Origin of the sequence: Streptomyces sp. WAC05292, from assembly GCF_003949955.1 — a bacterium.
Taxonomy (GTDB): domain Bacteria; phylum Actinomycetota; class Actinomycetes; order Streptomycetales; family Streptomycetaceae; genus Streptomyces; species Streptomyces globosus.
On record NZ_RPSE01000850.1, the window covers coordinates 1 to 697 of the forward strand.

1 protein-coding gene is annotated in these 697 nt (G+C 76.8%); it reads right to left on the minus strand.

All coding sequences use genetic code 11. From position 1 onward, the window contains the following. Nucleotides 1-35: 35 nt before the first annotated feature. Entirely contained in the window at nt 36-635 is a 600-nt protein-coding gene (gene def / locus EF903_RS33380; RefSeq protein ID WP_125548606.1) for a peptide deformylase, read from the minus strand. Between the last annotated feature and the right edge of the window lie 62 nt (nt 636-697).

The following is a 697-nucleotide window of genomic DNA, read 5'->3' on the forward strand; positions in this document are numbered from 1 at the left end:
GGCCTCCCCCGCCCCTCCGAGCCCGCCTGTCGCGGTCAGCGGTTCAGGAGTCGGGCGCGGGTCAGGCGGGCGGCGCGGACGGCCTCGGCGTTCTCGGCCATGTCCGCCAGGCAGCGGGCGCGCTGGTCGGGGGTCAGGCGGTCGGTGTAGAGGGTGCCGTCGAGGTGGTCGGTTTCGTGCTGGAGGCAGCGGGCGAAGAAGCCGGTGCCTTCCACGACGACCGGGTTGCCGTCCTTGTCGCTGCCCCGGACGACGGCGCGGGCGGCGCGGGCCAGCTCGTGGCGGGCGCCCGGCACCGAGAGGCAGCCTTCCGCCCGGACGAGGGCCGGGCCGGCCGGAGCCGCGCTGCCGGCCGTGTCCGGGAGCAGGTCGAGGACCGGGTTGCACACGTGGCCGATGTGGCGGACGCCGTCGTCGTCTGGGCAGTCGTACACGAACACGCGCAGGTCCACGCCGATCTGGTTGGCGGCGAGACCGACGCCGCGGGCGGCGTGCATGGTGAAGAACATGTCGTCGACGAGCCGGGACAGCTCCGGCGACCCGAACCCGGTGACATCGGCGCACCGCCGGTGCAGGACGGCGGCGCCCACCTCGGTGATCGGCCGGAACGCGCCCCGCAGCGCCTCCGGCGGCAGCGGCCGCTCTGCAGCCGCGTCCCGGACGGCCGGTGGCGGGGCGGGGGCCGGGGCGTTCGGGC